The following is a 24489-nucleotide window of genomic DNA, read 5'->3' on the forward strand; positions in this document are numbered from 1 at the left end:
TGGGCTGCACGGCTGGTGGTTTAGTCGATACGGACTATCGCGATTATTTCTCGACCCCGAGCTGCGTCAGCACGAAAGCGAACTCCTCGGCATCCTCGCGCAGCGCGCCCCAGCGGCCCGACTTGCCGGCGTGGCCCGCGCCCATGTTGGTGCGCAGCAACAAAGTCGAATCATTGGTCCGCGTCGCGCGGAGCTTCGCGACCCATTTGGCCGGCTCCCAATAGGTCACGCGCGGGTCGTTGAGCCCTGCCGACACCAGCATCGGCGGATAAGCCTTTGCCGTCACATTGTCGTAGGGGCTGTAGCTCAGCATATAGTCGAACGCCGCCTTGTCGGTGATCGGATTGCCCCATTCGGGCCATTCGCCGGGGGTCAGCGGCAGCGTCTCGTCGACCATGGTATTGATCACGTCGACGAAGGGAACGCCCGCGAGCACCGCGCCCCACAGCTCGGGCGCCTGATTATAGACCGCCCCCATCACCTGTCCGCCCGCCGAGCGGCCTTCGATCGAAATCTTGCCCGCGCTCGTATATTTGGCTGCGATCAGCCCTTTGGCGACGTCGACGAAATCGTTGAACGTATTCTTGCGCTGGTCGGTCTTGCCCGCGAGATACCAGGCGCGGCCGAGGTCGTCGCCGCCGCGGACATGCGCGATGGCGTAGATCATGCCGCGGTCGACGAGGCTGAGGCGCGTTGTCGAGAAGCCCGGCGGGACGCGGTAGCCGTATGAGCCATAGACATAGAGATGCATCGGCGCACTGCCGTCGCGCGGCGTGCCCCGTTTATAGACGAGTGACACCGGAACCGGCGTGCCGTCACGGGAGGGCATGTTTACCAATTCGGTTATATAATCGTCTTGATTATAACCGGAAGGAATCTCCTGTACCTTCAGCGTTTCGAGTTCTCGTTTGGCGAGGTCGTAATCGAACACCGTGTCGGGGGTGACCATCGATTCATAGTCGAGCCGCAGCTTTTCCTGATGATATTCGGGATTGTCGCCGAGCCCCGCGACATAGGTCGCCTCGGGAAATTTGATCCGGCCCGGGGTGAGCGGCGCGTCATATGTGCGAATATCGACCTGATCGACGCCCTTCTCGCGCGATTCGAGCACGAAATAGTCGCGGAAAACCGAAAGGCCGGTGATGTAATTGTCGTCCGATCCGGGGATCAGCGTCTTCCATTCGCCGGGCTTCGCAACGCTCGCGGTCGCGACGCGGAAATTGGGATGCTCGTCGTTGGTGTGGATGTAGAGCGTGCCCTCGCGTTCATCGACGCTATACTCGCGGCCCTTTTTGCGCGCCGAGACGAGCCGCATCTCCGCCTCGGGATTGTCGGCGGGGAGCAGATAGACCTCGCTCGTCTCGTTATCGCCCGTCGCGACGACGATATAATTGTCGGCGGCGGTCTTGCCGATCCCGACGCCGAAGCCGATGTCGGCCTCCTTGTAGAGCAATTTGTCTTGCGTGATCGGCGTGCCGAGTTTGTGGAGCCGGACGTTGTCGGTGCGCCAATTCTCGTTCGCGAGACCGTAGAGGATCGCGTCGTTACCCGACGTCCAGACGAGCGACGATAGCGTGCCGGGGATGGTGTCGGGAAGCAGCTCGCCCGTCTCGAGGTTGCGGATGCGCGCCTCGAAGCGTTCGGAGCCATTGTCGTCGAACGAATAGGCCATCAGCTTGCCGTTCGGGCTCACCGACACCTCGGCGAGACGGAAATAATCTTTGCCCGCGGCCATCGCGACCTCGTCGAGGATCAGGACCGGCTCGCCTCCCGCGACGGGCCGCCGATACCATTTCTTATATTCGGCGCCCTCTTCATATTCGACCCAATAGACCCAGTCGCCGTCCTTCTGCGGCACCGACGAATCCGCTTCCTTGATCCTGCCCTTCATCTCCTGAAACAAAGTTTCGACGAGCGCCGCGTGCGGCTTCATCGCAGCGTCGAAATAGGCGTTTTCGGCTTTCACATAGTCGAGCACGTCCTTGTCATCGATCACCGGATAGCTCTCGTCCTTCAGCCAGTGGTACGGATCGGACAGCGTCTTGCCGTGCAGCGTCATTTCGTGCGGGCGCCTTTCCGCGACGGGGGCGGCGGGCAGGGCAGGGGTCGGGCTGGTCAATGCGGCGTCTTTCTCTTTGGCGAAAAGCGGGGGGGCAAGCAGGGGCGGCGATGCGACAAGCGGGGTGGCAATTGCCGCCAGAAACATCCAAATAGCGCGCATCACGAAAATCCCCCGCGGTGTCGCCCCGATGGGGCGGGATCGCTTGCGATGTAGGAATAAGGAACGTCTGATGTCCAGCGCCATCCATGCAGAACGCCTCGCGCGTGTCCGTGCCGAACTCGCCGCCCGCGGCCTCGAAGGCTTCGTCGTGCCGATCAGCGACGAGCATATGAGCGAATATGTCGGCGACTATGCGCAGCGCATGGCGTGGCTCACCGGCTTCGGCGGATCGGCCGGGACCGCGGCGGTGCTGCCCGAAAAGGCGGCGGTGTTCGTCGACGGGCGCTATACGGTGCAGGTCCGCGATCAGGTCGACGGGTCGCTGTTCGACTATGTCGGCGTGCCGCAGTCGAGCGTCGCCGAATGGCTCGGCGCGAACGTCAGCGCGGGGCAGAAGGTCGGTTACGACCCGTGGCTGCACGGCATCGACTGGGCGCGGGGGCTGGAAAAGGCGCTGGCGGCGAAGGGCGCGAGCCTCGTCGCGGTGGACGCGAACCCGATCGACGCGGCGTGGGACGACCAGCCGGCGCCGAGCGATGCGGTGGTGACCGTTCACGATGCCGCGCTCGCGGGGCAGGGTGCGGTCGAGAAGCGCGAGATCATCGCCGACTGGTTGAAGGCGAAGGGGCTCGACACGACGGTGATGACCGCGCTCGATTCGATCGCATGGACCTTTAACCTTCGCGGAGAAGACGTCAGCCACACGCCGGTGGGCCTCGCCTTTGCGCTGCTCCACGCCGATGCGACCGCCGACCTGTTCATCGCCCCTGAAAAGCTCACCGACGCGGTGCGCGCACATCTCGGCAACAGCGTCCGCATCCACGACCGCGACGCATTCGAGGCCGCGCTCGCCGATCTTTCGGGCAAGAAGGTGGCGGTCGATCCCGACCGCGCGGTCGCGGCGATCTTCACCGCGCTCGACGGAGCCGGCGCGAAGATCGCGCGTCACCGCGACCCCGCGGTGCTGCCCAAGGCGATCAAGAATGCGACCGAACTGGACGGCACGCGCGCCGCGCACGTCCGCGACGGCGTCGCGGTGTCGCGTTTCCTCAAATGGATGGAAGCGGCAGCGCCGCAGGGCGGTCTCGACGAACTCGGCGCGGCGGCGAAGCTGCGCGAATTTCGAGACGAAAGCGGCGCGCTCAAGGATCTGTCGTTCGACACGATCTCGGCCGCCGGTCCCAACGGCGCGCTGCCGCATTACAAGGTCGACGAAACGACCAACCGCGCGATCGAGACCGGGACGCTCTACCTCGTCGATTCGGGCGGCCAATATGCTGACGGTACGACCGATATCACGCGCACGATCGCGATCGGCACACCCACCGCCGAGATGCGCCGTCGCTTCACGCAGGTGCTGAAGGGGCATATCGCGCTCGCGACCGCGCGCTTTCCCAAGGGAACGCGTGGCAGCCAGCTCGACATATTGGCGCGCCAATATCTGTGGGCCGACGGGGTCGATTATGCGCATGGGACCGGGCACGGCGTCGGATCCTATCTCGCGGTGCACGAAGGGCCACAGCGCATCGCCAAGCCTGCGGGCGGTCAGGCGGGAACCGAGGAACCGCTGCACGCCGGCATGATCCTGTCGAACGAGCCCGGCTATTACAAGGCGGGTGCTTTCGGGATCCGCATCGAGAATCTCGTCGTCGTCACGCCGGTCCGCATCGACGGCGCCGAAGAGGATATGCTGGGGTTCGAGACGATCACCTTTGCGCCGATCGCGCAAAATCTGGTCGATGTGTCGCTGCTCTCGGCGGCGGAGGCCGAATGGCTCGACGCCTATCATGCCGAGGTGCTGGCGAAGCTTGGCGCGGGCATGGCGGGCGAGGAGCGCGAATGGCTCGAAGCTGCGTGCGCGCCGCTCGACCGCAGCCCCGCCGCACTCGCAGCCTGAGGCACGCATGACCGACGCTCGCAGCGCCGTGCCGCTCGACGATTTCCGCGTCCAGGAGCGCGTCCGCGTGCGCTTCAACGAGATCGACGGACAGAATATCGTCTTCAACGCCAATTATCTGGTTTATGCCGACATCGGGGTGACCGAATATTTCCGCGCCCTCGGCGAAGGTCAGCCCGGCCCCTATTTTAACCAATATGGCACAGACATTCGCGAGACGCACTGCGAGATCGACTATCATGCGCCCGCGCGGCTCGACGAGCTGATCACGATCGCCGCGCGAATCAGTCGTTTCGGCCGGACGAACTTCACGCTTCATTGCGGGATTTTTCGCGATAATGAACGGCTTACCGACATCGAGATCAGCTATGCCCATCTCGACACCGATAGCGGTCAGCCGACACCCTTGCCGGGCAGTTTCATTGCGGAAGTGCGGCGATTCGAAGCGCGGACTCCGACGCAGGGCTGATTCGAACGAGCCGAATCGACCCTCTCAACCAAAAAAGTCGAAAAAAAGGGCCGCCCAAGGGCGGCCCGTGAAAGTTTTGGGAGAGGATGCCTAAAAGGCAAGTGTGATATTGCAGTGCACAATGAATGTTGCAACTGCGAAAAAAGCATCCGTAATTGCATTTTTTGCAATCGTCGGCTTTTCCGACCGCCATCCGATGCAATCGACGCGCCGCGCCGCTTCCTCTCGCAAATCGCCGCAAGATCGCCTAAATTGCACCGATGGGAATGTTCAACAAAGTCGACGTGGGCGGCGGCCTGTCCGATTTCTGGTCCTATATCCGCGAACCGCGCCCGCACCGCTGGGCGATCTGGGGCGTCGCGCTCGCGCTGACCTGGCTCGTCTTCAACGGGATCGAACAATATCTGATCCCCTATGAGAAGCCGAAAGCGCAGATCATCTATTTCGAAAATTGGAAAGCGACGCGCAGCGCCGACGAGATTCGCGCCGACTGGGTCGCGCGCGCCAAGGAAACGACGCTGCAAAATGCGAAGAAGCGCGCCGAATATCAGCGCTTCGCCGACAGCCTCGGCATCGAATATGATTCGAGCGAAGCCGACAAGGTGACGCGCGAGACGCTGGGCGAGGAAGCGGCCGCGGCGGCGAAGAAAAAGCCGGCGCCCGCACAGACGCGCTCGACGCTCGCCGAGCGCGCGGCGCGCGGCGCACCGCCCAAAGCCGCCGACTGACCGGATGCGCCGAGCGACCGCCGACGCCGACTGGATGGCGGTTGCCATCGCGCTGTCGCGGCGCGGCCGACCGGCCGCCGCACCCAACCCTAATGTCGGCTGTCTGATCGTCAAGGACGGGCGCGTCGTCGCGCGCGGCTGGACGCAGCCCGGCGGCCGCCCGCATGCCGAAGCGATGGCGCTCGCTGCGGCGGGCGCTGCGGTGCGCGGCGCGACCGCCTATGTCACCCTCGAACCCTGCGCCCACGCGAGCCCGCGCGGGCCCGCGTGCAGCGATGCGCTGATCGCCGCGGGCGTCGCGCGGGTCGTGATCGCTGCGCAGGATCCCGACCCGCGCACCGACGGCAAGGGCATAGAGCGGCTGCAGGATGCGGGGATCGAAGTGGTCTTCAACGTCCTTCCCGCCGACGCGCGCGCCGCGATGGCGCCCTGGTGGACGCGGCAGGCCCTGGGCCGGCCCTTCGTGACGCTGAAGCTCGCGACGTCGCTCGACGGCTGTATCGCGATGGCCGACGGGTCGAGCCGCTGGATCACCGGCGCGCGCGCGCGTTCGCACGGGCATCTCGAACGCGCGAGCCATGAAGCAATCCTAGTCGGGCGCGGGACGCTCGACGCCGATACGCCCAAGCTCGACGTGCGCCTGCCGGGGCTCGAAGGCCGCAGCCCGAAGAAGCTGCTCCTGACCAGCGGCACCGCGCCCGAGGGCTGGACCGCCGTCGCCGCGCCCGAATCGATCGACGGCGTCGATTCACTGCTCGTCGAGGGCGGCGCCGGCGCGGCGTCGGCCTTTCTCGCCGCCGACCGCGTCGACCGGCTTTTACTCTATCGCGCGCCGATCCTGATCGGCGGCGGCAGGTCCGCGCTCGGCGACATCGGCCTGACCGACCTTGCCGAAGCCCACGGCCGCTGGCGTCAGATCGACATCCGGATGCTTGGCAGCGACCGGCTCGACGTCTACGAGCGCATCAGGACAATTTGAGGGCTATATGTTCACCGGCATCATCACCGACATCGGCACCATCCGCAGCCGCGAAGACCGCGGCGACACGCGGCTCGTCATCGGCACCGCTTACGACACCAGCGCGGTCGACCTCGGCGCCTCGATCGCCTGTTCGGGCGCGTGCCTGACGGTCGTCGACAAGGGCGCCGATGCCGAGGGCCACTGGTTCGCGATCGACGCGAGCGGCGAAACGCTCGCGCGCACCGCACCGGGGATGTGGGATCGGGGGCGCCGCCTCAACCTCGAACGCGCGCTGAAGATCGGCGACGAGCTTGGCGGGCATATCGTCACGGGCCATGTCGACGACATCGGCCGCATCGTGTCGGTCGAGCCGGTCGGCGACAGCGTCACCATGACCGTCGCCGCGCCCGCGTCGCTCGCACCGCATATCGCGCCCAAGGGATCGATCACCGTCGACGGCGTGTCGCTGACGGTCAACGAAGTGACCGACCAGCCGGACGGCGAGGCGCATTTCACGCTCAACATCATCCCGCATACGCAGGAGATGACGACGCTGAACGAGGCGGCGGCGGGGCGTCCGGTCAATCTCGAGATCGATATCCTCGCGCGCTACCTCGCCCGCATGCAGGCGCGGGGATAAGGGCACCGCAAACGGGGAAGGAGGTCGGCGATGGCAACGGCGATACGCGGTTCCTGCCTGTGCGGCGATATCCGTTTCGAAATCGACGGAAAATTCGGCGCCGCCGGCCAATGCCATTGTTCCAAATGCCGCAAGGTATCGGGGACGGACGGCAATGCCGTCTTCTATGCGCCGGCCGCCAGTTTCCGCTGGCTGGCGGGCGAGGATTTGATCGAACGTTTCGCCGTCCCCGACGGCGGGGGCTGGGCATCGCATTTCTGCCGGCGATGCGGCAGTCCAGCGCCGCTAAGCGACGCGAACGGCAAGTTTTTCTTTGTACCGGCGGGCCTGCTCGACGACGATCCGGGCTTCCGCGGTTATGCGGCTCATATTTTCGTCGGGTCGAAGGCGCCCTGGGTTTGCATCGCCGATTCCGCGCCGCAATATGAAGCGGGCTTTGATTCGGCACGGATCGACCGAGGCTAACCCTCTCCCCAACCCGCCGCCAGTTCAGGGTCGGCCGCGACCATAGACCGCCGCATCGCGAGCCGTCCGATCCGCAGCAGTTCCGCCTTGCGCCGCGCGGGGGCGAGGTTGCAGCTTGCGGCTTCGCGCACCACCGCCGCGCCATAGCGGTCGGCGATAATCAGCCCCGAGCTTTCGGGACGATAATCGGGGGTTTCGAGGATCGCCGGGTCGAGCCCCGAGGCGAGCGCCCAATAGAAGCGGTCGCACCAGTCGCAATAGTCGGGCCATTTGCCGTCGCCGTGCAGGTCGGCGCGGCTGACCTTGATCTCGACGATCGTGATCTGGCCCTTGGCGTCGATCGCGGTGAGATCGGTGCGCCGCCCGTTGGGCAAGGTGACCTCGGGAATCGCGACCAGCCCCGCTTGCGCAAACAGCCGGCACACGCCGCGCGCGACATCGGCGGCGGTCAGCAGGTCGCTCATCGTTCAGCCGGTCCTCAGAACGGAACGTCGTCGTCCAGGTCGTCGTCGAACGGCGGGCGTCCGCCGCCCGAGCTGCCGCCGCCCTGGTTCCAGCCGCCGCCCGAGCCGCCGCCGCCGGAGGAGCCGCCGCTGCCCTGGTCCCAGCCGCCGCCGCTCGACGAACCGCCGCCCCAGTCGCCGCCGCCGCGCGATCCGCCGCCGCCACCCGGCGCGCCGTCGAGCATGGTCAGCGTGCCGCCCATGCCCGCGATCACGATTTCGGTCGTGTAGCGGTCGTTACCGTCGCGGTCCTGCCATTTGCGGGTGCGCAGCGAGCCTTCGATATAAACCTTCGAGCCCTTTTTGAGGTACCGTTCGACCACCCCGACCAGCCCGTCGCCGTTGACGACGACATTATGCCATTCGGTGCGCTCCTTGCGCTCGCCCGACATGCGGTCCTTCCACTGTTCGCTGGTCGCGATGCGGATATTGGCGATCTTGCCGCCGTTCTGGAACGACTTGATTTCGGGATCGGCGCCGAGATTGCCGATGAGAATTACCTTGTTGACGCTGCCAGCCATCCGCCGCTCCGCTCCGCTCAAAAGTTGGGAGGATCAGCCTAGGCCAAAGGCGACGGCTGTCCAGTAAGTGATACCAGCAGCGGCATAGGCGAGCAGGAACAAATAGCCAACCATGAACATCGGCCATTTCCACCCATTAGTCTCGCGCCGGGTGATCGCGATCGTCGAAATACACTGCGGCGCGAAGACGAACCAGGCAAGGAAGGCGAGCGCGGTCGCGAGGCTCCATTTGCCCTGCAGCCGTTCGCCAAGCGTTTCGGCCATCGCTTCCTCGTCGTCGCCCGCGTCGATCGCGTTCGCCGTCGCCATCGCCGATACGGCGACTTCGCGCGCCGCCATCGCGGGGATCAGCGCAAGCGCGATGTCGTGGTTGAAACCGATCGGCGCGACGACGACCTCGAGCCCGCTCGCGATGCGCCCCGCGACGCTATATTCCACCTGGCTTTCGCCTTCGGGCGCCTGCGGAAAGGTCAGAAGCAGCCACAGCACGACCGTGGTCATCGCGATGATCGTGCCGGCGCGGCGCAGGAATATCCACGCGCGCTGCCACAGGCCGAGCAGGACGTCGCGCAGCTGCGGCATCTGGTAGCGTGGCATTTCCATCATGAAGCCCGCGCCCGCGCCCTTGGCGACCGTGCGGCGGAGTGCAAAGGCGACAACGAGCGCGCCGACGATGCCCGCGAGATAGAGGCCGAAGAGCACAAGCCCCTGCAGCCCGATGCCGGTGCCGCCGACGCCGCGGTTCGGGATGAAGGCGGCGATGATCAGCGCATAGACGGGCAGCCGCGCGGAACAGGTCATCAAGGGCGCGATCAATATCGTCGTCAACCGGTCCTTTTCGTCGGGGATCGCGCGCGTCGCCATGATGCCCGGGACGGCGCAGGCGAAGCTGGAGAGCAGCGGGATGAAGCCGCGCCCCGACAGCCCGACCTTGCCCATCAGCCCGTCCATCAGGAAGGCGGCGCGCGTCATATAGCCCGAGGCTTCCAGAAGCAGGATGAAGAGGAAGAGGATCAGGATCTGCGGCAGGAAGACGACGACCGCGCCGACGCCCGCGAGCAGGCCCTCGACGACGAGGTCGCGCAGGAAATTCTGCGGAATATTGTCGACCACCCACGCCTGTATCGTGCCGACGAGGCCTTCGAGTGCGTCGGCGGGCGGCGCGGCCCAGGCGTAAACCGCCTGAAACATCACGAACATCAGCGCGAGCAGGATGATCATCCCGGCGACCGGATGCAGCACGATATTGTCGACGCGCTGCGTCCAGCGGCGCACCGGGGTTTCGCTGACGATCGCGGCCTTCGCGAGCGCGCGGGCGCGCTGGTGGAGCGCGGCGTCGTTCGTTTCGGAGGGTGCGGCGGGGCCGCGCGACGAATGCGACTGGATCGCGCTGTCGATCGCGGCGAGCAGTTCGGTGAGTCCGCGCTTGCGCACCGCTACTGTCGGCACGACGGGGACCCCGAGTTCCCTCGACAGCCGCTCGGCGTCGAGCGTCAGCCCGTCGCGGGCCGCGAGATCGACCATGTTGAGCGCGACGACGGTCGGCAGACCGAGCGCCAGCAGCTCGATCGCGAAGCTCAGATGATTGTCGAGGTTCGCGGCGTCGAGCACGACGATCAGCGCGTCGGGGCGCGTCTCGCCCGCCTGACGGCCGAGCACGACGTCGCGCGTCACCGCTTCGTCGAGGCTCGCGGGCGTCAGGCTGTAGGTGCCGGGCAGGTCGATCAGCGACAGCGGGCGGCCGTCGGCGAAGCTGGCGTGCCCCGCCTTCCGCTCGACGGTGACGCCGGGATAGTTGGCGATCTTCTGCCGCGCGCCGGTCAGCGCGTTGAACAGGCTCGATTTGCCGGCGTTGGGATTGCCGACGAGCGCTATCGAGGGAATCGCGCCGGTCATGCCGCGGGCTCCACTTCGATCGCGGCGGCTTGTCTGGCGCGGATGATCACCTTCATGCGGCCGACGGTCAGCGCGAGCGGATCGCGCGAAAAGATGCTGCCACGGTGGTGCGGGGTGACTTCGCACCCTTCCATCAGGCCGAATTCGCGCAGGCGCCGGCCCTCGTCGTCGGACATGGCATTCCAGTCGATACGGGCGATCCGCACCATCACGCCGAGCGGCGACTTGTCGAGCAAAGCAGTCATTTGCGAGCGATTATCAATAACACTCGGCGAGCGCCAGCCCTTATCTTGGGCGATCAGCGCCCCGGATAACGCAGCCGCCCGACGAAACGCGCGAGGCTCGGCCGTTCGCCGCTGCGCGCGGCGCGGCGGTGCTTCCAGCTTTCGAAACGCATCACCTGATCGATGCGGCGCGCGAGGAAAGCGCGCGTATCGGCGAAATCCTCGCTCTCGTCGTTCAGGAACACCGCCATCGTCGATCCATAGACCGCGCCGAGGATCGCGCGCTTGCTGTAATGATTATAGTCGGTCGCGGTATCGCCCGCGAGGCGCCACATATGATCTGCAGCGCGCCAGCCGAGCTTCGCGGCGTGCGGTGCATTGGTCGGTAGCGCGAGCAGCGCGAGCGCGCGGCGGAGCGATTCGCGGTAGGGGTCAAGCAGTTCAATGCGCGTTTCGACGAGTGTCGTGATCCGCTGGCGAATCTTGAGCGTCGCAAGCTTTTCGGCGGGCCAGCGCCGTTCCATTTCGGCATCGATGTCGGCGAACCACGCGTCGACCATGTCGCGCGCGCCGCCGGGAAAGGCGAGCCGCGCAACATCGGGATCGACGCCGACGCGCGCCGCCGCGTCCGCCAGCGCGGCATCGCCGAACCCGTCGAACGCCGCCGAGGCGGCAATCAACGGCGCGAGCGCGGCGCGAATCTCGTCGAGGGTCGGGTCGGCGGGCAAGATGGAGGCCATGAGCGTCAGATAGGCCGCGCCGCGCGGTTCGGCAACCGCGCGGACATAACGATGTCGACGCGCGCCTTCTTCGCTGTCATTTAGATTTTCTTTTGCTACCCACCATTGTGTCGGCCCTGCTGCATCCATAGCTTCGCGGGCCAAGGCGGCGGCCGATGGGGCCGGCCCGCAAAGAAAGTGAATGTGGAGGAAATATGGCCGTATCACTGTTCGATCCGATCCAGCTGGGCGCTATCGACGCGCCGAATCGCATCATCATGGCGCCGCTGACCCGCGGCCGCGCCGGACCGGGTTTCGTGCCCAACGAGCTCGCGCGCGAATATTATCGCCAGCGCGCCTCGGCGGGGCTCATCATTTCCGAAGCCACGGGCATTTCGCAGGAAGGGCTCGGCTGGCCGAGCGCGCCTGGTCTCTGGACCGATGCGCAGGTCGAAGGCTGGAAGCCGGTGACCGACGCCGTTCACGAAGCCGGCGGGCGGATCGTCGCGCAGCTCTGGCACATGGGGCGCGTCGTCCATTCGGTGTTCAACGACGGCAAGCCGCCCGTCTCCGCGTCGGCGACGCAGGCGCCGGGCAAGGCGCACACGCCGGTCGGCCGCCGGGAATATGAAGTTGCGCGCCCGCTTGAGCTTGGCGAAATACCGCGCGTCATCGCCGACTACGCCAAGGCGGCCGAAAATGCGAAGCGCGCCGGGTTTGACGGCGTGCAGTTGCACGGCGCCAACGGCTATCTGATCGACCAGTTCCTGCGCGACGGGTCGAACCTGCGCGACGATGATTATGGCGGCCCGGTCGAAAACCGCATCCGCCTGCTCCGCGAAGTCACCGAAGCGCTGATTTCGATCTGGGGCGCCGACCGCGTCGGCGTGCGCCTGTCGCCCAATGGCGATACGCAGGGCGTCGACGACAGCGCGCCCGAAAAGCTGTTTCCGATCGCCGCCGCGGCGCTGGACGCGCTCGGCATCGCCTTCCTCGAATTGCGCGAACCCGGCCCCGACGGCACCTTCGGGCGTACCGATGTGCCGAAACAGTCGCCTTCGATCCGGGCGGCTTTCAAGCGCCCGCTGATCCTCAACAGCGATTATGATGTCGCGCTCGCCGAACAGGCGCTCGCCAGCGGCACCGCCGACGCGATCGCCTTCGGCCGGCCTTTCATCGGCAACCCCGATCTGGTCGAGCGGATCCAGAGCGGCGCCGACTGGGCGGCCGACAATCCGCAGACCTGGTATTCGCCGGGCCCCGAAGGCTACACCGACTATCCGGCGCTGCAGCCGGCGTAACAGGCCGATGATCCGGGCGGCCGCTGCCGTCCGGATCATCGCTTTTCGGCGAGCGCCTTGTCGACGATAGCGGCGCCGATCGGCCCGAGAAAATTGCCGCCGAAGCGGAACAGCAGGAACGCGGCGACGAACAAGAGCAGCGGCGCAATAAAGGCGATGACGATCGCCGCGATCACCACGCCGAAGAACAGGGCCATAAAGCGGCCGGTCAGTTCGGACTGCCCGTTCGGGCCCAGTTCGATTGTGCGCGGCCCCTTTGCATCCCACCATTTCGCCGTGACGATCGTCTTCCGGTCGCTCGCTTGCGGTTGAGACTGCGGGCGTTGCGGGATGCGGGCGGGTCCCTTCCCCCTCGCCTGCCGGCCCCATGGCTGCTTGCGGTTTATCGCGGCGCGCTGCGGCGCCGGAGCGGCTTTGGCAAGCTCGAGGATCGCCTCGGGGCCGGCAGCCTGCGCCGCGGGGCGAAGGGGTTCGACCCCCATGCGGCGATCATGCGCATCCATCCGCTCGGCCGCGGTCGGCGGGATCTGCCCGGTTTCGCGGTCGATCACCACCAGCCGCCCGCCGCGCTCGACGACCGAAAAACGGCTGGGGGGCGGGCGGTCAACCAATACCGAATTGTTCCTTGAGCGCGAGCATGGCGAGCGCGGCCTTCGCCGCTTCACCGCCCTTATCCTTGCGCGTCTTGTCGGCGCGCGCAAGCGCCTGTTCCTCATCTTCGACGGTCAGGATGCCGTTGCCGATCGCGAGCCCGTCGAGCGTCAGCGCCATGATGCCGCGCGCGCTTTCGTTCGACACCACCTCGAAATGATAGGTTTCGCCGCGAATCACGACGCCCAACGCGACATAGGCGTCGTAACGTCCGCTGTCGGCGGCGAGCGAGATCGCCGCAGGCACTTCGAGCGCGCCCGGGACCGTCACCGTTTCGTGGCTATGCCCCTCGCCCTCGAGCGCGCTCCGCACGCCGTCGAGCAGCATGTCGTTGAGGTGCGAATAGAAACGGGCTTCAACGATCAGAACATGTGCCATCAGGCTTCTCCGGGAATCGGGCGTTCGCCGACAACCGACAGGCCATAGCCTTCGAGGCCGACGATATTGCTGTGGGTGGGGGTGAGCAATTCCATCGCGTGGACGCCAAGGTCGGCAAGGATCTGCGCGCCGATGCCATAGGTGCGCAGGTCCATGCCGCCGGTCGGCGGCGGCAGCGCGTCGGCATCGGCCGAGCCGGGCAGCGGGCGCATCAGCATCACGATCACCCCTGCGCCGGCTTCGCCGATCGCGTCCATCGACCGCTGGAGGCGGCGCTTCTTGGGACCCGGGCGGCCCATGATGTCGTCGAAGAGCGAAACGGCGTGCATCCGCACGAGCGTCACGCCTTCAGGATCGACCGGCCCCTTCTGCAGCACCAGATTGACGCTGCCGTCGATCTTGTTGCGATAGGATTTGAGGCGCCAGTCGCCGCCATAGTCCGATTCGAACGGATCGTCGGACACGCATTCGACCAGCCGGTCGCTGCGGTTGCGATAGGCGATGAGGTCGGCGATCGTGCCGATCTTGAGCCCGTGGCGCCGCGCGAAGGGGATGAGGTCGTCGAGCCGCGCCATCGTGCCGTCGTCGTTCATGATCTCGCAGATCACGCCCGAGGGGTTGAGCCCCGCGAGCCGCGCGATGTCGACCGACGCCTCGGTATGGCCGGCGCGCACGAGCACGCCGCCGTCGCGCGCGATCAGCGGAAAAATATGGCCCGGCGTCACGATGTCGTCGCGGGTCTTGCCCGAGTCGATGGCCACGGCAACAGTGCGCGCGCGGTCGCCCGCCGAAATACCCGTCGTCACCCCTTCGCGCGCCTCGATCGACGTCGTGAAGGCGGTTTCGTGCCGCGTGCCGTTGTTGCGGCTCATCAGTTCGAGCCCGAGCGTGTCGACGCGCGCCTTCGTCAGCGTCAGGCAGACGAGGCCCCGGCCGTGGGTGACCATGAAGTTGATCGCGTCGGGAGTCGCCATCTGCGCGGGGATGACGAGGTCGCCCTCATTCTCGCGATCCTCATCGTCGACGAGGATGAACATGCGCCCATTGCGCGCCTCGGCGATGATCTCCTCGGGGCTCGCCATCGGCGACAGATCGCTGCCGTTCGCGAGCCAGTTTTCGAGCTTGCGCAGCGTTTCGGCGGTGGGGTTCCAACCGGGCGAGTCGAGGTCGCGCAGGCTGTTGGCGTGGAGACCCGCGGCGCGAGCGAGACCCGAGCGGGACATGGCCCCGTCGTCGACGATGGCGCGGATACGATCGATGAGCATTGTGGACATGATCATCGTGTCTCACATCATAATGTGACTGTCAATAAATCTATCACATTGTAATGATCATTGCGGTCCGAAGGTCGGCCCGAACTCGCGCTCCGGCGTATCGGCCTTGGCTTCGAGCAGCGCGAGAATCCTTCCGCTACGATCGTTGCGCTTGGCATAGTCGCGTGCCGACATGCCTGCGATATGGTCGGTCTTGTCGGGATTGGCGCCGCGCTTCACGAGCAACCGGACCATCGCGACATTCCGCGCCTGCACCGCAAGGATCAGCGCGGTTTCGCCGCGCCGGTTAGCCTGGTCGACGGGGGCCTTGCGGTCGAGCAGCTCTTCAGCGCCGTCGGTGAAGTTGATCAGCGCGGTGTGCATCAGGGGGGTCACTTCCTGACGATCGCCGATCGACGGATCGGCGCCCTTGGCGAGCAGGAAGCGCAGCCAGCTGATATCGCGCCGCTTGGCGACGATGATCAGCGCCGTTTCACCCGTGTCGGGGTTGCGCGTGTTGACGAACGAGGGGTCATCCTTCAGCGCCTCGGTCGCCTTGGTCCCGTCGCGGTTCTCGACCGCCTGCAGAAAGGCATAGCCACCGCGGAACTGCGCCTGCGCGGGGAGGGCGAGACCCGCAACCGCGAGCAGCAGCAACAGGCAAGAGGCGAGGCGGAATTCCGCGCGTCGAAACATGATCGGGCGACCCCCTGGGGCAATTTGTCCGCCGCGTACGGCGACGACAATGGTTGATTTTCGCAAGCTAGCCGACCAAGGCTGGCCACATGATGAATATCGCAAATATGGGACAAAGGCTCGTCCGTGCAAGCCTGATCCTCGCTTTCGGCGTCGCGCTCGCGGGATGCAATGGTTCGGGTGAGAGTACGCCTGCCAAGCCGCCGCTCGAGGGCGCGCGGATCGGCGGCGCCTTCACGCTGACCGACCAGAATGGCAAAACGGTGCGCGACAGCGATTTCGCCGGCCAATATCGCCTCGTCTATTTCGGCTACAGCTTTTGCCCCGACATCTGCCCGGTCGACCTGCAAAAGCTGATGCGCGGCCTGTCGCAGTTCGAAAAGACCGACGCGGCACGCGGCGCCAAGGTAGCGCCGCTCTTCATCACCGTCGATCCCGAACGCGACACGCCCGAGGCCTTGAAGCCCTTCGTCGCGCGCTATCATCCCCGCCTGCTCGGCCTGACAGGCACCCCCGAACAGATCGCCGCGGCTGCCAAGGCCTATGTCGTCACCTATAACAAGGTGCCGGGCTCGGCGCCCGACCGCTATCTGATGGCGCACAGCCAGCTCGCCTTTCTGATGGATCCCGACGGCAAGCCGCTCGCGCTGCTGCCGCTCGATGACCCGTCGACCGACGTCGACGAGGGTGCGCCGGGCAAGGTCGCCGCCGAGCTGGCGAAGTGGGTGAAGTGATGGCGGCCGGGGCGACATCGGAGCGCCCCTTCTGGGAAGCGCCGCTCGCCAGTCTCGACGCCGGGCAATGGGAAGCGCTGTGCGATGGCTGCGGCAAATGCTGCCTGCACAAGCTGGAAGACGAGGACACCGGCCGCATCTATCCCACCAATGTCGCGTGCCGCCTGCTCGACCTTACCACCGCGCGCTGCAGCGATTACAAGCACCGCCGCCGTCATGTTCCCGATTGCCTGACATTGACCAAGGCAAAGGTCGACGACCTTGAATGGCTGCCGCAGAGCTGCGCCTATCGACTGCGCGCCGAGGGCGAACCCTTGCCCGACTGGCATTATCTCGTCTGCGGCGATCGCGAGGCGGTGCACCGCGCGGGCCAGTCGATCATCGGCTGGACGGTCGGCGAGGATGTCGCGGGGCCGCTCGAGAATCATCTTGTCGAACGCGTCGTTTGATCGGTCGGCCGACCGGCCGCACATCCAGGTCGGCGATGAAGCCTGGCCGGTACGCGTCGTCTGCCATGCGCAATCGCGCCGCTACCGCCTCGTCTTCGACGGCGCGCGCGGCGAGCTGCGGCTGACCGTGCCGCGCCGCGCCAGCGAGCGGGCGGCACTCAAATGGGCGAGCGAGCAGCAGGCATGGCTCACCGAACAGCTCGGCAAGGCGGCGGTGCCGATCGTCGTCGGGCCGGGCGCTGCGCTGCCCTTTCGCGGCATCGAGCGCCATGTCGACTGGGCGCCGGCCGCGCCGCGCGCGATCCGCCTCGATGGTGACCGGCTGCACGTCGGCGGTCCGCTCGAGACACTCGGGCGGCGCATCGAACGCTGGCTCAAGGTACAGGCGCTCGACCTGATGGAGCGCGAGAGCCGCGAGATCGCTGCTGCGGCAGGGCTCGCGGTGGGCCGCGTTGGGGTCGGCGATCCACGCAGCCGCTGGGGCAGCTGCACCCATGACGGCGACCTTCGCTACAGCTGGCGGCTGGTGATGGCGCCCGACCATGTCCGGCGCGCGACCGTCGCGCACGAGGTCGCGCATCTTCGCCATATGGACCATGGAGCGGCGTTCCACGCGCTCGTCGACGAACTGCACGACGGCGACGTCGCGGCGGCGCGCGGCTGGCTGCGCCGCGAAGGTCGCGGGCTCCACCGTTATCGCTTCACGGCCTGAGCTTAGTCGGAAGGCTCCGACGGCGGGCGCTGTTGCGTCGGCCGCGCCGCCGTCGGCGGCGGCACGGTCTTCGGCACCGTGATCAATCTGGGCTGGCCGCCGTTTTTCGGCGCCGCGCCATTCGGGGGCGCTGCACTGTTGTCCGCGGGCGGGCGCCGCCCCGTCTGTTCCTCGATCCATTGCTGGTCTAGTACCGGTCCTTCGTCGACCGGCGGCGGCATCGGCCCCGTCATTTCGGGCGGCCGGCTGTCATAGGGCAGCTCGATCGGCATGCCATTCTCGTCGACGAACCCGTCTTCGCCGGGCTCGCCCATATAGGCTTCGCCTTCGTCCTCGAGCTGCCATTCGGGTAGCACGACTTCGGTGTCGAACTGCTCGACCGGGCGCCGCGCGACCGCGACGCGCATATAGTCGGCGAAGGCGCGGGCGGGCGCGCGCCCGCCCTGCAGCCCGCCGACGGGCTTGGCATCGTCGCGACCCATCCACACGCCGGTGGTGATCCCGCTCGAAAAGCCTAGGAACCATCCGTCCTTGTTGCTCGACGTCGTGCCGGTCTTGCCCGCGACGGGACGCCCGATCTGCGCCGCCCGGCCGGTGCCGGTGTTGACTGCGGTCTGCAAAAGATCGGTAATCCCGGCCGCGACCCAATGATCGACGAGTGTATTCCCGCGCTCGGCAGGGCGCTGGTAAAGAAGTTCGCCGCCCGCCGTCGTCACTTTGGTGATGCCATAGGGCTGCACCGACACGCCGCCGCGCGAGACGGCGGCAAAGGCGGCGGTCATGTCGATCACGCGGACCTCGGCGCTGCCGAGCACCATCGAGGGGTGGGTGTTGACGGGCGTGGTGATGCCGAAGCGTCGCGCCATGTTCGCGACCGCCGAAAATCCGACTTCGTCGCCGAGCTTCGCCGCGACGGTGTTGACCGAGTAAGCGAAGGCGCTGCGCAGGTCCATGGTGCCCGCGAAACGGCCCGACGAGTTGCGTGGGCTCCAGCCGTTGATCGTGACAGGCTCGTCGACGACCGGATCATTGACCTTATACCCCGCCTCGAGCGCCGCCATATAGACGAACAATTTCCACGCCGACCCCGGCTGGCGCAGCGCCTGCGTCGCGCGGTTGTAGTTCGACGCGACATAATCGCGGCCGCCGACCATCGCGCGCACCGCGCCGTCGCGGTCGAGCGAGACCAGCGCGCCCTGCACCCCGGCGGGCGTGTCGGCCTGGATCGCCGCGGTCGCCGCGCGCTGCATGCCGAGGTCGATCGTCGTATAGACGTCGAGTGCTTCGCTGCCTTCGTCGATCAGCATGTCGAGCTGCGGCAGCGCCCAGTCGGTAAAATAGCGGGCGCTATTCTGTCCAGTTTCCTTCGCGAGCTGAACGTTGGCGGGCTCGGCGGCGTCGGCCTGCGCCTGGGTGATGACCCCCGCGTCGACCATGACGTCGAGCACGACACCGGCGCGCCCGAGCGCCGCTTGCGCATCGGCGGTCGGCGAATAGCGCGACGGCGCCTTGACGAGCCCCGCGACGACGGCGGCCTCCGACAGCGACATTTCGGTCGCGCTATGACCGAAGAAGCTGTTCGAAGCGGCATCGATGCCATAGCTGCCGCCGCCGAAATAGACCTTGTTGAGATAGAGTTCGAGAATCTCGTCCTTCGAGAATTTCCATTCGAGCGCGAGCGACAGGACCATCTCGCGCATCTTGCGCGCCCAAGTATAGCTGTTCGACAGGAAGATGTTGCGCGCGAGCTGCTGCGTGATCGTCGATGCGCCCTGCATCCGCCGGCCTGTGCCGTAATTTTGCGCCGCGAACACCGCCGCGCGCGCCATTCCCACGGGATCGACGCCGGGATGATAACGAAAGCGCCGATCCTCGACCGCGACCATCGCATCCTGCATCACCTGCGGCGTTTCCCTGAGGGTCAGCCAGCGGCCGTAATTGGGCCCGAGCGACAGAAAGACCGTGCCATCAGCGGCGCGGACGCGGATCGTCTGCCCCGCCGGCGATTTCTTGAGTTCCTCGAAGCTCGGCATCCGCTGCACCGCGATGCCGACCGCGACGCCGAGCGCGACGAGGCCGACGACCGCGAGGCCGAGGCCCCAGCGAAGGGCGCGGCGCAACCACACGCGCCAGCGCGGCGGACCACCACGGGACGTGCCGCTGCGCTTGCTGGACGATGACGATTTATTCGACGAAGCTTGCTGTCTTTCGCGGCGCAAAGCCCGTATTCCTTCCCTCGCGTCGCCCCTGATGCGTCAGTAGCGAGGGCGTATCAGCCTTCGCCGGTTGACGCCTCATCCTGCCCGCGGTCCGCGAAGTCAAGCGCCGCGCTGTTGATGCAATAGCGCAGACCCTCCGGTCCGGGGCCGTCGGGGAAGACATGGCCGAGGTGGCCTTCGCATTTCGCGCAGCGCACTTCGGTGCGGACCATGCCGTGGCTGGCGTCGCGATGTTCGCTCACCGCGGAACCCTCGGCGGGCGCGGTATAGCTCGGCCAGCCCGACCCGCTGTCATATTTGGTCCGGCTATCGAAGAGCGGCGCGCCGCACCCGGCGCAATGATAGACACCGTCGCCCTTGTGGTCGGTATATTTGCCGGTGAACGCGCGTTCGGTGCCGCTTTCGCGCAGCACATGATGCGCCATGGGGTCGAGCGTCTTTTCGGTTTTCGGGTCGGTCATGGAGAAGATCCTTTGGATGGGCTGTGTCCGGCCATCGATGTTATCCATAATATCGGTGACGCGCCGCGCGACCGCAAGGGGTGAGCGGTCAGCGCGAGTCGATGCGCGTCGCGTGCGAGACCATTCGCGCCAGCGAAGGAAAAAGTGACGCCGCGCGCGTCATGCCTCCCGCCGTGCGCGGGTTTTCGCCGAGCCGCCAGACGAGGTTTGCGAGCGCGAACGGGCGCGTCATCGCCGCAGCGAGGCTTCGCTGGAATACCGGCGCGGCATCGCCGCCGCCGTGACGCCACGCCGCCACCGCGGCATCGGCGCTGGCGAGGGCGAGCCCCATTCCTTCGCCCGCGAGGCTGGGAATCACCCCCGCCTGATCGCCGAGGCGAAACAGGCCGGGCGCGCTCTCGGCGGTTCGCCAGCCATAGGGTACATGGCCGATCGCGTCGACGGCCCGCGACCAGTCGGCGTGCGCCAGCCGCTCTCCTAGGCGCGGAAGCGCGTTGCCCAGCGAGAGGAGCAGGGCGGCCGGATCGCTGTTCGCTTCGTCGAGCCGCGATTTATGCACCGCCAGGCACAGATTGCCGCTGCCGTCCTCCTGCCGCACCAGCCCGGCATAGCCGCGATCGAACAGGTGCAGCTCGACCGCATTGCCGACCAGCCGGGCGAGCGCGGGATGCGCGGGCAAGCGCAGCCGCAGCCCGATGACGGGATCGCCGCGCTGCCATCCAGCGGGCTCGCGCGGGAAACCGCGAAAACCGTGCTTGCCGGTCGCGAGGAAGATCGAGCGCGCCGCCAGCGTCGCGCCGTCCCGCGTTTGCACCGCGCCCTCGTCGATCGCGGTCGCGTGAACGCCGCGTTCGAGGTCCGCGCCTGCGGCGACCGCAGCCGCTTGCAATAGGCTGTCGAGCCGACGGCGCGACACCCCCATGGCTTCGCCGGGCAGCATGGTTTCGCTTCGCCGCTCGCCCGCGAACAGGCGCACAAAACGGACCGATTGCCCACCGAGCGACGCCCGGTCGATCCCGAGCATCTCGAGCCGCGCCAATGTCTGCCAGCTCAGAAAACCGCCGCACAGCGCATCGCCCGTTTCGCGCGCACGGTCGAGCAGCAGGATATTGTCGCCACCGCGCGCCAGTCCGATCGCCGCCGCCGACCCTGCAGGCCCGGCGCCGACGATGATCGCATCGGGCGCGGTCACCGGATGCGCTCGACACAGAGGCGATACGGAAAGCTGCGGAAGATGCGGCATTCGCCCGCCGCATCGGGCAACGCCTCCGCGAGCATTGCCAACCATTCGGCGCGGCGAAAGCTGCGCCCGACCGACAATTGTCCGTCGCGCCGCACGATCGGATCGACCAACGCCAGCGCGGCGAGCAGAGGATAGCCGGCAAAGGGCAGCCGCTGGCGATGCAGGTCGTTGACCAGCCAGCCGCGCGCCGCCTCGGCTTCCATGAAGCGCAGGAATTCGGTGCGCTGCCCCGGCGTCATATGGTGGCTGACAAGGCTCGACAGGATGATGTCCCACCCCCGCCCCGCCAGATCGCGATAGTCGCCGGTGACAAGCCGCGCGCGGCCACCAAGTCGCACGCTGGCAACGGCCTCGCTCTTCGGGTTGAGGTCGACGCCGGCGAGATCGAGCGCGACGCCACGGCGTTCGCCCCAGCGCGCGATCCGCGCGAGCATGTCGCCCGCGCCGAAGCCAACGTCGAGAATACGCCAAGGGCGGTCGCCAATACCACGCGCCTCGACCCGGTCGAGAAACCCCAGTGTCGGCCGCGGCGCGAGCGTCAGCGCGTTGATCCGTGACAGGTCGGCAAGCACTTTTGCATAGTGATCAGGCGGCAGTTCGGCGGCGTCCATTTCCTCCTCGCGCGCGATCGGCACCCGGAGGCTGGCGAAGGGGTTCATGCGCGGAACCGGATCGCCTCGGCGGCGAGACCGGGGCCGAAGGCGATCGCAATGCCCTCACCGCTCGCCCCGCGCGCCATCATGTCGGCGAGTACGAAAAGGATCGTCGCCGACGACATATTGCCGAACCGCGCGAGCACCGCGCGGCTGTCGGTGAGTGCTTCCGCCGGAACGGCGATCGCATGTTCGACCGCGTCGAGCACCGAGCGGCCGCCGGCGTGGACCGCGAGTAGCGGCGGCGCGCCGTCGTCGCCGAACAATTCGCTCTGGACCTGCGGGTCGGCCAAGGTTTCGCGCAGTCGCCCCGGCACCTCGCCCGACAGCGTCATTTCGAATCCCCGGTCGCCGATGTCCCAGCGGATCAGCTCTTCGCTGTCGTCGAGCGCGAGGCTGCGGCCTTCGCCGAGTTCGATACCACCCGCCGCCGCCGAGACGATTCCCGCTGCGGCGCCGTCGCTGAATTGGAGCATCGCGAGCAGCGGCTCGGGCGCGTCGGCGAGGCTGAGGTGAAGTGTCGACAATTCGACGCTCACGACCAGAACGACCGCGCCCGGCTCCGACCGCACGATATGCCGCGCCATGCGCAGCGCAGTGATCCCGGCGTAACAGCCCATGAAACCGATCAGCACGCGCTCGACCGCGGCGCTCAGCCCCAGCCGTCGCGCAAGGATCTGGTCGATGCCGGGCGCGACGAAACCGGTGCAACTCGCGACGACCAGATGCGTGACGCGCGCCGGATCGAGCGCGTCGCCCAATCCCGCGATCGCCTGCATCGCGAGGGCCGGCGCATGCTCCGCATAGGCGGCCATGCGAACCGATGTCGGCGGCAATCCGGGAACGTCGTAGAAGCCGCCCGCCGCGACGGGCGACCCGCCAGCGGGCGTGGGCGGTAGCACCGACCAGCGATGATCGATCCCCGATCGCGCCGCCATCCGCGTAAAAAGCGCGCGCACGCGCTCGTCGCTGAGCCGCGGCGCCGCCCAGTCGATAAAGGCCTGATGGATATCATGCCCCGGAACCGCGGTGGCGAGGGCGTTCAGCCGAGGGGGCGGAGAGATGATCATTGCGCAGGTGTGGCCGAAAAGCGGAGGACAGACCAGCGATTAGCGCCCGGCCCACTTTACTGCGGATTAACCATGGCCGGGCTATTTGAATGGGCGTGAAACACTGTCTTTTCCTCGGCCTCGCCTTGACCCTTGGCGGCGCGCCCGTCGCGGCAGCGCCGTGCATGCTCTGCGCGCAGGACAAGTCGGGTGCCGCCGCAACTCGCGCGACCGAAACGCCGCTGCACGTCGAGGTCGAAACCCGACTCGATATGGGCCGCGTCGCCGTCGGCGCGATGGGCGGCGAGGTCGAGGTCGACCCGGTGTCGGGCGCACGCCGGGTGCGCGGTGACGTCGTCGATCTGGGCGGCTTCGCGCTGACCGGCGTCGTGGCCGTGCGCGGCGCGCCGGGCGCCGAGGTGCGCGTGACCCTGCCGGCGAGCATCGACCTGGAGGGCGGCTATGGCCGCACCGCGCGCGTCACCGGTCTCGTCACGGACCTTTCGGCGACGCCGCGTCTCGGGCCCGACGGCCGGCTGCAATTTCGTTTCGGCGGCCGGCTGAAGGTCGCGGCGCTCGACGACGGCGATTATCGCGGGCGGATTCCGGTGACGGTGGAGTATCAATAAGCGAAGGGCTGTTTTGGGGTGGGAAGCGGACCTCCGCTTCCTCTCCTTCGTCATCCCGGACTTGATCCGGAATCCACTGTGGCACTGACGTCATGGCCCCCGGGTGGCGATGCAGGACGGTCCGCAGCCGGCCACTGGCAGACTCTCAACCCCGCTCGCCGAACAGCGCCCTGCCGACGCGCACATGTGTCGCGCCCAGCATCACCGCACTCTCATAATCGCCGCTCATTCCCATCGAACGCAGCGGCAGGGCGTGGCGTTCGGCGAGTTCGTCGAGCAGCGCGAAGAAAGGCGCAGGCTCGATATCGGCGGGCGGGATCGCCATCAGGCCGTCAATCGTCAGCCCCGCGTCTTTCGCTTCGGCAAGCAGTCTTGGCAGGCCAGCGACGCCGCAGCCGCCCTTTTGCTCTTCGTCGCCGATATTGACCTGCACGAACAGTTGCGGCTGCCGGCCCGCCTTGGCGCACGCCTTGGCGAGCGCCTGCACCAGCGACGAGCGGTCGACCGAGTGGATCGCATCGAACAGCGCCACCGCTTCTTCGGCCTTGTTCGATTGCAGCTGACCGATCAGGTGCAACATGATGCCGGGCGTTTCGGCGCGCAGTTCGGGCCATTTGGCAGCGGCTTCCTGCACCCGGTTCTCGCCGAAATGACGCTGACCCGCCGCGATCAGCGGGCGGATCGCCTGTGCGTCGTGCGTCTTCGATACCGCGATCAGGCAGATTTCGGAGGCCTCCCGCTGCGCGCGTTTCGCCGCGTCGTCGATATGTCCCTGCACTTCGGCCAGCCGGTCTGCTGCTTCGCTCATCGTCTCGCT

27 protein-coding genes are annotated in these 24489 nt (G+C 66.9%); 11 read left to right on the forward strand and 16 right to left on the reverse strand.

The window, feature by feature from the left end:
• Nucleotides 1-43: 43 nt before the first annotated feature.
• Nucleotides 44-2059, reverse strand: a complete 2016-nt coding sequence (locus E5675_RS20450; RefSeq protein WP_247594906.1) for a S9 family peptidase — start codon at nt 2057-2059, stop codon at nt 44-46.
• Nucleotides 2060-2291: 232 nt separating this feature from the next.
• Here E5675_RS20450 and E5675_RS20455 point away from each other — a divergent pair, with 232 nt between their 5' ends.
• The 6 genes from E5675_RS20455 (at nt 2292) to E5675_RS20480 (ending at nt 7381) form a co-directional block, all read left to right on the forward strand.
• Complete coding sequence (locus tag E5675_RS20455) at nt 2292-4118, forward strand: aminopeptidase P family protein (RefSeq protein WP_136176123.1); 1827 nt, start codon at nt 2292-2294, stop codon at nt 4116-4118.
• A 7-nt stretch (nt 4119-4125) separates the two neighbouring features.
• Entirely contained in the window at nt 4126-4587 is a 462-nt protein-coding gene (locus E5675_RS20460; RefSeq protein ID WP_136176124.1) for a thioesterase family protein, read from the forward strand.
• Nucleotides 4588-4853: 266 nt separating this feature from the next.
• A complete protein-coding gene (locus tag E5675_RS20465; protein WP_247594706.1) occupies nt 4854-5315 on the forward strand; it encodes a hypothetical protein in 462 nt (153 codons plus the stop codon).
• 34 nt (nt 5316-5349) lie between these two features.
• Nucleotides 5350-6294, forward strand: coding sequence for a bifunctional diaminohydroxyphosphoribosylaminopyrimidine deaminase/5-amino-6-(5-phosphoribosylamino)uracil reductase RibD (gene ribD, locus E5675_RS20470; protein ID WP_136176599.1), 945 nt, complete (start codon nt 5350-5352; stop codon nt 6292-6294).
• 7 nt (nt 6295-6301) lie between these two features.
• Entirely contained in the window at nt 6302-6916 is a 615-nt protein-coding gene (locus tag E5675_RS20475) for a riboflavin synthase (protein ID WP_136176126.1), read from the forward strand.
• Between the two features lie 30 nt (nt 6917-6946).
• Complete coding sequence (locus E5675_RS20480; RefSeq protein ID WP_037556134.1) at nt 6947-7381, forward strand: GFA family protein; 435 nt, start codon at nt 6947-6949, stop codon at nt 7379-7381.
• Here E5675_RS20480 and E5675_RS20485 read toward each other — a convergent pair.
• From E5675_RS20485 to E5675_RS20505, 5 genes are read right to left on the reverse strand one after another with little or no spacing between them, the layout of a single operon-like run.
• Entirely contained in the window at nt 7378-7845 is a 468-nt protein-coding gene (locus tag E5675_RS20485) for an MmcB family DNA repair protein (protein ID WP_136176127.1), read from the reverse strand. The genes E5675_RS20480 and E5675_RS20485 overlap by 4 nt on opposite strands.
• A 14-nt stretch (nt 7846-7859) precedes the next feature.
• Nucleotides 7860-8405, reverse strand: a complete 546-nt coding sequence (ssb, locus tag E5675_RS20490; protein WP_136176128.1) for a single-stranded DNA-binding protein — start codon at nt 8403-8405, stop codon at nt 7860-7862.
• 33 nt (nt 8406-8438) lie between these two features.
• Nucleotides 8439-10301, reverse strand: coding sequence for a ferrous iron transporter B (locus E5675_RS20495; RefSeq protein ID WP_136176129.1), 1863 nt, complete (start codon nt 10299-10301; stop codon nt 8439-8441).
• Complete coding sequence (locus E5675_RS20500; RefSeq protein WP_136176130.1) at nt 10298-10546, reverse strand: FeoA family protein; 249 nt, start codon at nt 10544-10546, stop codon at nt 10298-10300. Before E5675_RS20500 ends, E5675_RS20495 begins: the two co-directional genes overlap by 4 nt.
• A 53-nt stretch (nt 10547-10599) precedes the next feature.
• Nucleotides 10600-11265, reverse strand: coding sequence for a COQ9 family protein (locus E5675_RS20505; RefSeq protein WP_136176131.1), 666 nt, complete (start codon nt 11263-11265; stop codon nt 10600-10602).
• Nucleotides 11266-11459: 194 nt separating this feature from the next.
• Between E5675_RS20505 and E5675_RS20510 the strand changes: the two genes are divergently transcribed.
• On the forward strand, nt 11460-12545 hold the full coding sequence (locus E5675_RS20510; RefSeq protein WP_136176132.1) for an alkene reductase: 1086 nt from the start codon (nt 11460-11462) through the stop codon (nt 12543-12545).
• 35 nt (nt 12546-12580) lie between these two features.
• Here E5675_RS20510 and E5675_RS20515 read toward each other — a convergent pair whose 3' ends face one another.
• From E5675_RS20515 to E5675_RS20530, 4 genes are read right to left on the reverse strand one after another with little or no spacing between them, the layout of a single operon-like run.
• The gene (locus E5675_RS20515; RefSeq protein ID WP_136176133.1) at nt 12581-13156 is read right to left on the reverse strand and encodes a hypothetical protein; all 576 of its coding nucleotides are present in this window, start codon (nt 13154-13156) and stop codon (nt 12581-12583) included.
• Nucleotides 13149-13574, reverse strand: coding sequence for a 6,7-dimethyl-8-ribityllumazine synthase (gene ribH, locus E5675_RS20520; protein WP_136176134.1), 426 nt, complete (start codon nt 13572-13574; stop codon nt 13149-13151). The genes E5675_RS20515 and ribH overlap by 8 nt, the downstream gene beginning before the upstream one ends.
• Entirely contained in the window at nt 13574-14848 is a 1275-nt protein-coding gene (gene ribB, locus E5675_RS20525) for a 3,4-dihydroxy-2-butanone-4-phosphate synthase (protein ID WP_136176135.1), read from the reverse strand. The genes ribH and ribB overlap by 1 nt, the downstream gene beginning before the upstream one ends.
• Before the next feature lie 57 nt (nt 14849-14905).
• The gene (locus E5675_RS20530) at nt 14906-15523 is read right to left on the reverse strand and encodes an ankyrin repeat domain-containing protein (protein WP_136176136.1); all 618 of its coding nucleotides are present in this window, start codon (nt 15521-15523) and stop codon (nt 14906-14908) included.
• Between the two features lie 89 nt (nt 15524-15612).
• Between E5675_RS20530 and E5675_RS20535 the strand changes: the two genes are divergently transcribed.
• From E5675_RS20535 to E5675_RS20545, 3 genes are read left to right on the forward strand one after another with little or no spacing between them, the layout of a single operon-like run.
• Nucleotides 15613-16257, forward strand: a complete 645-nt coding sequence (locus E5675_RS20535) for an SCO family protein (RefSeq protein ID WP_210727573.1) — start codon at nt 15613-15615, stop codon at nt 16255-16257.
• Nucleotides 16257-16706 carry a YcgN family cysteine cluster protein gene (locus E5675_RS20540; protein WP_136176601.1) on the forward strand — a complete coding sequence of 150 codons (450 nt, stop codon included), beginning with the start codon at nt 16257-16259 and terminating at the stop codon, nt 16704-16706. Before E5675_RS20535 ends, E5675_RS20540 begins: the two co-directional genes overlap by 1 nt.
• On the forward strand, nt 16687-17418 hold the full coding sequence (locus E5675_RS20545) for a M48 family metallopeptidase (RefSeq protein WP_247594707.1): 732 nt from the start codon (nt 16687-16689) through the stop codon (nt 17416-17418). Before E5675_RS20540 ends, E5675_RS20545 begins: the two co-directional genes overlap by 20 nt.
• Before the next feature lie 2 nt (nt 17419-17420).
• Here E5675_RS20545 and E5675_RS20550 read toward each other — a convergent pair whose 3' ends face one another.
• The 5 genes from E5675_RS20550 to E5675_RS20570 form a co-directional block, all read right to left on the reverse strand.
• A complete protein-coding gene (locus E5675_RS20550; RefSeq protein WP_247594708.1) occupies nt 17421-19544 on the reverse strand; it encodes a PBP1A family penicillin-binding protein in 2124 nt (707 codons plus the stop codon).
• A gap of 146 nt (nt 19545-19690) precedes the next feature.
• On the reverse strand, nt 19691-20098 hold the full coding sequence (gene msrB, locus E5675_RS20555; protein WP_136176139.1) for a peptide-methionine (R)-S-oxide reductase MsrB: 408 nt from the start codon (nt 20096-20098) through the stop codon (nt 19691-19693).
• Nucleotides 20099-20186: 88 nt separating this feature from the next.
• Nucleotides 20187-21290 carry an FAD-dependent monooxygenase gene (locus E5675_RS20560; protein ID WP_210727574.1) on the reverse strand — a complete coding sequence of 368 codons (1104 nt, stop codon included), beginning with the start codon at nt 21288-21290 and terminating at the stop codon, nt 20187-20189.
• Nucleotides 21287-22000, reverse strand: a complete 714-nt coding sequence (locus E5675_RS20565; protein ID WP_247594709.1) for a methyltransferase domain-containing protein — start codon at nt 21998-22000, stop codon at nt 21287-21289. The genes E5675_RS20560 and E5675_RS20565 overlap by 4 nt, the downstream gene beginning before the upstream one ends.
• Nucleotides 21997-23064, reverse strand: coding sequence for a type III polyketide synthase (locus E5675_RS20570; RefSeq protein WP_210727575.1), 1068 nt, complete (start codon nt 23062-23064; stop codon nt 21997-21999). Before E5675_RS20570 ends, E5675_RS20565 begins: the two co-directional genes overlap by 4 nt.
• Nucleotides 23065-23153: 89 nt before the next feature.
• On the opposite strand from E5675_RS20570, the gene E5675_RS20575 reads away from it, so the two are divergent.
• Nucleotides 23154-23672, forward strand: a complete 519-nt coding sequence (locus E5675_RS20575) for a DUF4402 domain-containing protein (protein ID WP_247594710.1) — start codon at nt 23154-23156, stop codon at nt 23670-23672.
• Nucleotides 23673-23817: 145 nt separating this feature from the next.
• On the opposite strand, the gene E5675_RS20580 is transcribed toward E5675_RS20575, so the two are convergent.
• Nucleotides 23818-24480, reverse strand: a complete 663-nt coding sequence (locus tag E5675_RS20580; protein WP_136176142.1) for a YggS family pyridoxal phosphate-dependent enzyme — start codon at nt 24478-24480, stop codon at nt 23818-23820.
• Between the last annotated feature and the right edge of the window lie 9 nt (nt 24481-24489).

This window comes from Sphingopyxis sp. PAMC25046 (genome assembly GCF_004795895.1).
Taxonomy (GTDB): domain Bacteria; phylum Pseudomonadota; class Alphaproteobacteria; order Sphingomonadales; family Sphingomonadaceae; genus Sphingopyxis.